Source organism: uncultured Fretibacterium sp., assembly GCF_938030725.1.
Lineage (GTDB): Bacteria > Synergistota > Synergistia > Synergistales > Aminobacteriaceae > Fretibacterium.
This window is the reverse complement of record NZ_CALHIQ010000014.1, coordinates 1-8,454: the sequence shown is the minus strand read 5'-3', so window position 1 is coordinate 8,454 and position 8,454 is coordinate 1. Positions and strand designations below refer to the sequence as shown.

General features: G+C 67.9%; 8 protein-coding genes and 1 pseudogene. All 9 read right to left on the bottom strand.

Annotated features, from left to right (window positions below):
• Positions 1-1,103 (bottom strand): flagellar basal body P-ring protein FlgI (locus tag Q0629_RS01225; protein ID WP_298777903.1); only part of this gene is annotated, 1,103 nt, incomplete at its 3' end.
• A gap of 13 nt (positions 1,104-1,116) precedes the next feature.
• Complete coding sequence (locus tag Q0629_RS01220) at positions 1,117-1,719, bottom strand: flagellar basal body L-ring protein FlgH (RefSeq protein WP_298777901.1); 603 nt, start codon at positions 1,717-1,719, stop codon at positions 1,117-1,119.
• Positions 1,716-2,573 (bottom strand): flagellar basal body P-ring formation chaperone FlgA, encoded by an 858-nt coding sequence (flgA, locus tag Q0629_RS01215; protein ID WP_298777899.1) that lies wholly within the window; start codon positions 2,571-2,573, stop codon positions 1,716-1,718. The genes Q0629_RS01220 and flgA overlap by 4 nt, the downstream gene beginning before the upstream one ends.
• Positions 2,574-2,724: 151 nt before the next feature.
• Positions 2,725-3,530 (bottom strand): annotated as a pseudogene (flgG, locus tag Q0629_RS10135) (flagellar basal-body rod protein FlgG).
• A gap of 72 nt (positions 3,531-3,602) precedes the next feature.
• Positions 3,603-4,409: a flagellar hook-basal body protein gene (locus Q0629_RS01200; RefSeq protein WP_298777892.1), complete on the bottom strand. Its 807-nt coding sequence runs from the start codon at positions 4,407-4,409 to the stop codon at positions 3,603-3,605.
• A gap of 24 nt (positions 4,410-4,433) precedes the next feature.
• Complete coding sequence (locus Q0629_RS01195) at positions 4,434-5,480, bottom strand: rod shape-determining protein (protein WP_298777889.1); 1,047 nt, start codon at positions 5,478-5,480, stop codon at positions 4,434-4,436.
• Between the two features lie 148 nt (positions 5,481-5,628).
• Positions 5,629-6,561 carry a tRNA pseudouridine(38-40) synthase TruA gene (truA, locus tag Q0629_RS01190; protein WP_298777887.1) on the bottom strand — a complete coding sequence of 311 codons (933 nt, stop codon included), beginning with the start codon at positions 6,559-6,561 and terminating at the stop codon, positions 5,629-5,631.
• Complete coding sequence (locus tag Q0629_RS01185) at positions 6,510-7,295, bottom strand: energy-coupling factor transporter transmembrane protein EcfT (protein WP_298777884.1); 786 nt, start codon at positions 7,293-7,295, stop codon at positions 6,510-6,512. Before Q0629_RS01185 ends, truA begins: the two co-directional genes overlap by 52 nt.
• Before the next feature lies 1 nt (position 7,296).
• Positions 7,297-8,454 (bottom strand): ATP-binding cassette domain-containing protein (locus tag Q0629_RS01180; RefSeq protein WP_298777881.1); only part of this gene is annotated, 1,158 nt, incomplete at its 5' end.

Genomic DNA, 8,454 nt, shown 5'->3' with positions numbered 1-8,454 from the left:
TCGATCGCCTGAAGGATCGTGATGATGTCCCTCGGCGTCGCCCCTATGGCGTTCAGCACGCGCACCATGTCGCGGACCGTCGTGGTGGCCGGCATCGCGATCATGCTGGCCCCGTCCTCGTTCACCGTGATGTCCGTCCGGATTTCAACGCGCGTCTCTCCGCCGCTGAACGCCTCCGGCTGCACAACGTTCGGGTCGTCCTTCACGGACACGGTCAGGTTCCCGTGCGCCACCGCCACTGAGCTGATGCGCACGTTGCCGCCCATCACCACCGTCCCCGTCCTCTCGTTCACGGCCACCCTGGCCGCCATGTCCGGCGTGATCTCAAGCCTCTCCACGTTCGCGAGGAAGGCCGTGGGAGCCGCCAGGTATTGCCCGGGAAGGTTGACGACCACCCGCCCCGCGTCCACGGGGGACGCGATGGCCCCGAACTTCTGGTTGATCGCGTCGGCGACGCGCTGAGCCGTGGTGAAATCCGGGTCGCGCAGGAGGAGCGCCATCTGCCCCCCCAGGGTGAAGTCCGAGGGGACGTCCCTCTCCACGATCGCCCCGCTGGGGACGCGCCCCACCGTGGGGACGTTCTTCGTCGTCGAAGCAGAGCTTCCGTCCGCCGCCCATCCCCCCACCAGCACGGAGCCCTGGGCCACCGCATAGACGTTGCCATCCGCAGCGTGAAGAGGGGCCTGTATCAGGGTCCCTCCCTGAAGGCTCTGAGCGTTGCCGATGGCGTTGACGCTCACGTCGATCCTCTGCCCCGGACGCGCGTAGGGCGGCAGGGTCGCCGTCAGCGAAACCACCGCGACGTTTCGGGTCTTTACCTCGTTCGGGGCCAGCGTCACGCCAAAGTTGCGCATCATGTTCCGCATCATGTGGGTCGTCATGGCGGAGTTGTCACCCGTCCCCCGCAGGCCCGTCACCAGCCCGACCCCCGTCAGCTGGTTGTCCCGTGCGCCCTCGATATCCGCGATGTCCTTGATGCGGACCCTGGGGTGCAGTTTGGTGAAGTCCATGTCCTGAAGGTTGACGGAGGCCGCCGCCCCCGCGGCCTGCAGGCCGACGAGGAGGCACGCCAAGACGAAACCGAGAGCTCGAAAGCGCTTCATTCGTCGCTTCTCCTTAGAACACGGCCTGCAGGATCTGCGAGATGATCCCCGGCTTCTGGGTGCGGGCGATGGCGCCGCGCCCCTTGACCGCCAGCTCCGCGTTGGCCACGAGAGAGCTGTTGATCTGGTTGTCGCTGTTGACGTCCTGGGGGCGGATGACGCCCACCAGCTGAATTTGCAAAGTTTCCTCGCTCGTGCGGACGTCGCGCGTCCCCTCGATGACCAGGTTCCCGTTCGGCAGTACCTCGGTCACAAGACAGGCCACCGTGGCCGTGGCGTGGTGCTTCCGCTCGAAGGAGCCGTCGCCGGCGCTGCTGTTCTTGCTGGTCAGGGAGAGAGCCCGAATGAACTTCAGGATGCCCGTCCCGTCGCTGACGGAATTGCTGGAGGATTTCTTGAGGTCCATCGTCGCCTCGTCCTTGGCGTTCGTCCTCTCGTTCACCAGGACGGTCACCACGTCCCCCACTCGCCCCGGTCGCACGTCAACGATCCAGTTCGTCCGGTCGTCCCACAGCGAAGCGGCACCCGCCGCCCCGGCAAGGAACGTCCCCCCAAGGGCGCAGAGCGCAAGGGCCGTGAGCGCAACGACCCTCCCCTGCCTAAAGCAAATCTTCATGGGACCGTCACCTCCACCGTGTTTTCATCGATGATTCGCGCTTCCAAAACCGTGGTCTTCCGGTCCGTCCGCCGCACGCGGACCACGTCACCCGGCTCGCCGTCGTCCAGAAGCACGCCCTCCGCCGTCGCCGTGAGGCCGGCCAGTCGGGCCACCACCTTCACCGGCCGTCCCTTCCTGACGAGGGTCGGAGAGGTCAGGAGCTCCAGAAGGACGGGCTCCCCCTGGTTCAGGGTCCGGCTCGGGATGAAGCCCAAGACCTGCTCTGCCCGCTCGGCGTAGACGCCCGGACGGGCGATCTGCACCCGGCGCATCATGAGGTCCTGCCGCCGGATCGGCCGCCCCCTCTGAAGGGTTCGCGCCGCGACCTGAACGTCCTGATGCCAGGTCATCCGCACGGCCAACGAACGCAGCCGCCCCGCCTTGTCTTGAAACCGCAGAGTCGCCGCAGGCGTCCCCGGCACCATCAAGGCCGGCGCCACGAGGCGTCCCTCCGGGACGGGGCCCGAAGCAACGACCTCCACCGTGCCGCCCCACCCTGCCAGTGATTTTATCATAGATGACAGGGAAACGTCAGAGCGGAGCGCTGGGGTGACCTGCGCTCCAGAACCTTCGGTGGCCGAAGGTTCCACCCGCACCACGGCGGGCATGGTGAGCTCCACCCGAACGCCCTCAAGCCCGCTGGCCCGGATGGCCTGGAGCACCTGCTCCCGCGTGAGGGCCCCGCCCTCCCCGGACAGGAGCAGGGCGGACAGAGCCGCCTTCGCGTCCTGCGGCCCCTCGATCCCGGCCACCTCCCCCAGCGTGAACGCGCTGTCCGCCGCGCGGAGGACGGAGGGAAGGGTGACGCGCACGCTGAGGGTCGGGGCCCCCTGCGCCGCGGTGGCGCACAGGGCGAGGCAGATGAGGAGGGGCAGGGTTGAAAGACAGCCCCAAAATGCCGCTCGGATAAAAAAAAGGCGGAGAGGCCTCCGCCCTGAAGGACAGGACACGGTCCCCTCCGCACTAGCGCTTCAAGCCGTTGGCGATCCGCAGGAGCTCGTCCGCCGTCTGAATCCCCTTGGAGTTCGCCTCATAGGCCCGCTGGGCGATGATCATGCCCACCATCTCCTCCACCACCTGCACGTTGGACATCTCCAGCACGCCCTGGCGCACCGTGGGCATCCCGTTCTGCCCCGGCTGCCCCACGATGGGCGCGCCGCTCGCGCTCGTTTCCAGGAAGAGGCGGTCGCCCAGGGCACGAAGCCCCGCGGGGTTGATGAAGCGCGCCAGCTCCAGCTGCCCGATCTCCTGCGGTTCCGTCTGGCCGGGGATCGTGACCATCACCCGTCCCGTCCGGGTCAGCTGCACGGAGGTGGCGTTCTCCGGGACCACCATGTCGGCTCCAGCAAAAGCCCGTCCTCGCTGACGATCTGGCCGTCGCCGTCGATCTCCCACGCTCCGGCGCGGGTGTAGGCGATCGTGCCGTCCTGCTGGGTCACCTGAAAGAAGGCGTTCTCCCCGGCCATGGTTTGCCCCGCGATGGCCCAGTCCATCTTGTTGTCCGTGATCTGGAAGTGCCCCTGCGTCATGAAGCTCGGCGTGGCGGTGACGCGCGTTCCAAGCCCCACCTGCACGCCCGTCGGCACGGTGGAGTTCGGCTCCACGGGCGTGCCCGGCTCGCGCCACACCTGATAGAGCAGGTCCTCGAAGTCCGCCCTGCGCTTCTTGTATCCCTGCGTGTTGACGTTCGCGAGGTTGTGCGAAACGACGTCCAGGTTCGTCTGCTGGGCGATCATGCCGGACGCGCTGCTCCAGAGCGCTCGTAACATCGTTGCATCCCCCTTTTTCGGGTCACGGAAACGCCCTGCGGCGCTTCCCGAATCGTCCTCCGCTATCCTCTGCTATCCTCTGCTGTAGGACGTGATCAGCTTTCCCGTCTGCTCGTCGTGGGTCATCAGGGCCTTGGAGGCCGCCTCGTAGGCCCTCTGGGCCTCGGTCATCCGCACCATCTCCTCGACGACGCTGACGTTCGACTGCTCCAGCGCGGCCGAGATGAGGCGGGCGTTCTCCACGGCCTCCGGGTCCCCGGACTGCCGCGTGGGCTGAAGGAGGTTCTGCCCCGCCTGCCGCAGGTACGTTGGGTTCTGGAAGGTGTAGAGGGGAATAGCCCCCACCGCCTCGCCGTCCGCGACGACCTGTCCCGTCCGGGTGACGGCCACGCTCGTGGCCTGCCCCACCTCGATGCCGCCGCCCTCGCCCTGGAGGGTCATGCCGTTGTGCGTGATGATGACGCCCTCGCTGTCCAGCGTGAAGTTGCCGGCGCGGGTGTAGAAGATGTTGCCCCTGCTGTCCTGCACAGCGAAAAAGCCGTCGCCGTCGATGGCGAGCTCCAGGGGGTCGTCCGTCGTCTTCACCACGCCGGGCCGGACGTCCGTCACGTCCTCAGAGTAGACGGTCGCCAGGGCCAGGGTGCCGATCGTCTGCCTGCCCTTCCAGTTCATGGTGAAGGGCGGCACCGTCATGATCTTCGTCTCGGCGTCCTCCGAAACCTTCTCGTGGCGGTCCATGTAGGCGCTGAACTCCGCGTTCGTCGAAACCCGCTTTCTGTAGCCGCTCGTGTCCGCGTTGGCCAGGTTGTTCGTGGTCACGTCCAGGTTCGTTTCCTGCACCAACATGGCCGAACAAGCCGCGTAGAGCCCTCGGTTCAAAAGATCACGCCCCCTAACCCTAAGTCAATAACGACGCCGGCGCCCCTTCTTGAGGTTCACCAGGATCCCGCTCCTGCTGGAGCTCCGCAGGCTGTCAATCTCCGCCAGCGCCCGCCCCGTCCCCAGGGCCACCGACTCCATCGGGTTCTCCGCCGTGAAGCAGTTGATGCCCGTCTGCTGGGCCACCAGCTCCGGCAGGCCCCGCAGAAGGGAGCCGCCGCCGGTCAGCACGATGCCCCTGTCTATGATGTCGGCCGAAAGCTCCGGGGGCGTTAGCTCCAAAACGTTCCTCACGCCATCCACAAGGGTCTGGACCATCTCGCCGATCGCCATGTTGACGGCGGAGCTGGTCACCTCGACCTGGCGGGGCAGGCCCTGCACCAGGTCCCGTCCCTTGATCACCATGCGCTGGTCCTCCTCCAGCGGGACGCAGGTGCCGATCATGATCTTGAGGTTCTCCGCCGTCTGCTCGCCGATGGCCAGGTTGTACTGCCGGCGCAGGTAGCGCATGATCCCCTCGTCGAACTTGTCCCCGCCGAGGCGCAGGGACTTCGAGACGACCACGCCCCCCAGGGAGATCACGGCGATGTCCGTCGTCCCCCCGCCGATGTCCACCAGCATCTTGCCGCGGGCCTCCTCCACGTTGAGGCTCGCCCCGATGGCCGCGGCCATGGGCTCCTCGATGAGGTAGGCCTCGCTGGCCCCCACCTCAAGGGCCGCCTCCAGCACGGCGCGCCGCTCCACGTCCGTCGCACCGGACGGCACGCAGATCATGACGCGGTTGCGGAAGAAGCGCTGCCACCCCTTCGTCACGCGGCGCATGAAGTGCTGCAACATCGCCTCGGTCATGGAGTAGTTCGCGATCACCCCGTCGCGGAGCGGGCGCACGGAGACGATGCTCCCCGGCGTGCGGCCCACCATGTTCTTCGCTTCGTAGCCCACGGCCAGAATGTTGCCCGTGTCCTGATCCACCGCCACCACCGACGGCTCCCGCAGCACGACGCCGTGTTTTCTCTCGTAGATCAGGACCGTCGCGGTCCCCAGATCGATACCGATATCCGTTCCAAACATCGCCTAACCCCCTCGGGAGTCCTCTCCTCACAAGCGCTCCCTCGTTGGAACGCGATCCTTCAAAATTCTCATAGCGATTCATATGGGTCGTGTCCGGCCGCTCCCAGGGAGGCTCAACGGACACGAAACGTTCCCCGTCCTTCAGGTCCTACCCGTCCTCGTCAGCCGCGAGGTCGGACGGCCAGGGGCCGAAGAACGCGCCCTCTCCGCCCATGGGCGGCAGGAGTGGGATTTCCCGATAGGCCGCGCGCCAGAACCACAGCCCGCAGGCCGGGGCGGTCATGGCCGCGTCCTTTCGTGGCGCTCCCTGCAACAGGCCCTCCAGCCAGGCCAGGGGGCGCTCCCCCCGCGCCACGGCATCGACGCTGCCCACGATGATGCGCACCATGTTCATCAAGAACGACGGCGCCCGCACCGTCAGCACCGTCATCGACCCCCACCGCTGGAGGCGGACGCAGTCCAGCCTCCGCACGCTCCGATCCGGGCACTCCCCCGTCTGACAGAAGGCGCGGAAATCGTGTTCCCCCTCCAGCACGCGGCAGGCGTCCCGTGCGAGGCCCGTGTCCCAGGGGGCCGTCCTCCACCAGACGAGGCCGTTCATGTGCGGAGGGCAGACCCAGCCGTGCCAGACGAAGTAGCGGTACTCGCGCCAAAGCGCGCTGTATCGGGCGCTGAAGGACGGGGGCACGGAGAAGAGCCTCATCACGCGGACGTCCTCCGGCAGGTGAAAGTTCACCGCGAGGCGCAGCCTCTCCTCCCGCCACCTCCGGACGAGGGCGAAGGACGCCACCTGTCCCAGGGCGTGGACGCCCCGGTCCGTGCGCCCCGCTCCCGTGACCTTGACGGGCGTGGGCGAGAGGCGCGACAGGGCGTTTTCCAGGGCTTCCTGAACGCCCATCGCGTCCGCCTGACGCTGCCAGCCGCAGTAGCGGCTCCCCACGTAGGCCAATTGAACGGCGTACCGCCACTCCGTCACCGAGAGCCCTCCCCTCTCAGGGGCGCCCGCGGCCCGCGGTCCGCACCCATACCTCAGCCGCCAAACGTCCTCCACAAGAAGAGCGAGGCGGCAAAACACGCACATAAGATTGTAGCGCCTGTGTCGCTTTTTTTCCAGTGCAAAGGGCGCCGTCTCGTCCTTCCCGCCCCGCCCCCGTAGCCCCTGGCCTCCATGGCCAGCGCGATGTCGTCCGCCCTGCGGAAGACGATGACGAAGAGCGGGATGAGCACGGGGAAGAAGGCCACGATGCGGCGAAGGACCCCGCCCTGATCCAGCCGGGCCCCGCGGGAGATCTGCGCGCGCATGATGCGGTCCGTTTCCTCCATCAAAAGGGGGATAAAGCGGAGGGCCATGCCCACCATCATCGCGCACTCGCCGGCGGGGAACCCCAGTCGGGCGAGGGGGCTCAAGAGTTCTTCAAGCCCGTCCGCCATCTCCAGGGGCGCCGTCGTCAGAGGGAGGAGCACGGCAAAGAGCATGAGGATCAGGAGGCGGAACGCGCTGAATCCCCCCGTCCGCAGGCCCAGGAGGAGGTCGCCCTCCCCCCACCAGATCGAGGCCGCGCTGAAGGCGAAGGTGAAGGCGACGAGGAAGAAGACGGAACGGGCGGAGCGCAGCACGGCCGAGAGCGACAGGTGCGAGAGGCGAAGGAGAGCCGCGAACGTCAAAGTGCAGAGGGCCACGGCGGGGACGTCCCCCGCGGCGAAGACCCCGGACACGAGGCACAGGAGCCCCAGGAGCTTCGCCCTGGGGTCCAGCCTGTGGACGACGGAGTCGGCGGGGACGTACTGCCCCATGACCATGGAGGAAAAGCGCACCTTAAGCTCCCCCTCCCGCCGACGATAAGGACAAGCGCTCAGGGCCTGGGGCAAGCCCCTGCCTCAAGAGGTCCCACAGTGCCTCAACCCGCCAGACCAGGGGGAAGGAGGGATGCCGCGCCCGAAGGCGGGCGGACACCTGAAGGGCCCCCGGCCACACGTCGGGCCGGAGCGCCTCCATCAGGGACGGCAGCACCTCCTGCGGCGTGCCCTCCGCCAGGCTCCGGCCCCCGTCCATGACCAGCACCCGGTCGCTGAAGCCGAGCGCCATGTCCAGGTCATGGGTGATGGTGACGACGCTCCTGCCCTCGTCCCGCAGCCGCGTCAGGAGGGCCAGGATGCCGCGGCGGTAGGCGGCATCCAGCCCCGCCAGGGGCTCGTCCAGGACGACGCAGTCGGGGCCGGCAGCCAGCGTCGAGGCGATGGCCGTCAGCCGCTGCTCTCCTCCCGAAAGCTGGAACGGGCTTCGGGACAGGAAGTCCTCCCGCAGCCCCACGGCCCTGAGCGCCCCCAGGACGGCCTCGTCGAGCGCCTCCCCCTCGAGCCCCGCGTTCGCCGGCGCAAAGGCCAGCTCCTCACGGACGGTGGGCGAGAACAATTGCCTCTCTGGCATCTGGAAGACGAGCCCCACGCGCTGTCTCAAGCGGTAAAGAGCCTCCCCGCTCTGGGGCAGGGGCTCTCCCTCCAGGAGGATGCTGCCGGCCTGGAGCCTGTAGAGGCCGTTCATGTGCTGTGCGAGGGTGGACTTCCCGCTCCCCGTCCGCCCGACGATGGAGAGCCACCCGCCCCGCGGCACGTCGGCGGAAACGTCCGAGAGCGCCGCCACGCCATCCGAACCGTCGTCGAAGCGAAAGGCGAGGTGTCGCACCTCGATGAGGGGCGTCCGGCCGGCCGGGGGGACCCCGTCGCGCCGCTGAGGCAGGTTCCACCCCCGCCCCTCCAGCGCGCGGCAGATGCCCTCGGCGTCGGCCGTTGGAACGTCGAGGCCAAGCCCCTGAAGCCTCTCCGTCAGCCGACGAAGGGGCGGGAGCTCGAACCCCAGCGACTCCGCCATGGACCAGAACGCATCGGGAGCCCCCTGCCAGGCAAGGCGCCCCCCGGACAGCAGCAGGACCCGGTCCACGTCGTCGAAGTTCTCCAACTGGTGCGTCACCTGGAT

Excerpts from the sequence above, each read along its gene's own strand:
- Q0629_RS01195 (WP_298777889.1), bottom strand. The coding sequence starts at position 5,480 with ATGTTTGGAACGGATATCGGTATCGATCTGGGGACCGCGACGGTCCTG.
- truA (WP_298777887.1), bottom strand. The coding sequence starts at position 6,561 with ATGTGCGTGTTTTGCCGCCTCGCTCTTCTTGTGGAGGACGTTTGGCGG.
- Q0629_RS01220 (WP_298777901.1), bottom strand. The coding sequence starts at position 1,719 with ATGAAGATTTGCTTTAGGCAGGGGAGGGTCGTTGCGCTCACGGCCCTT.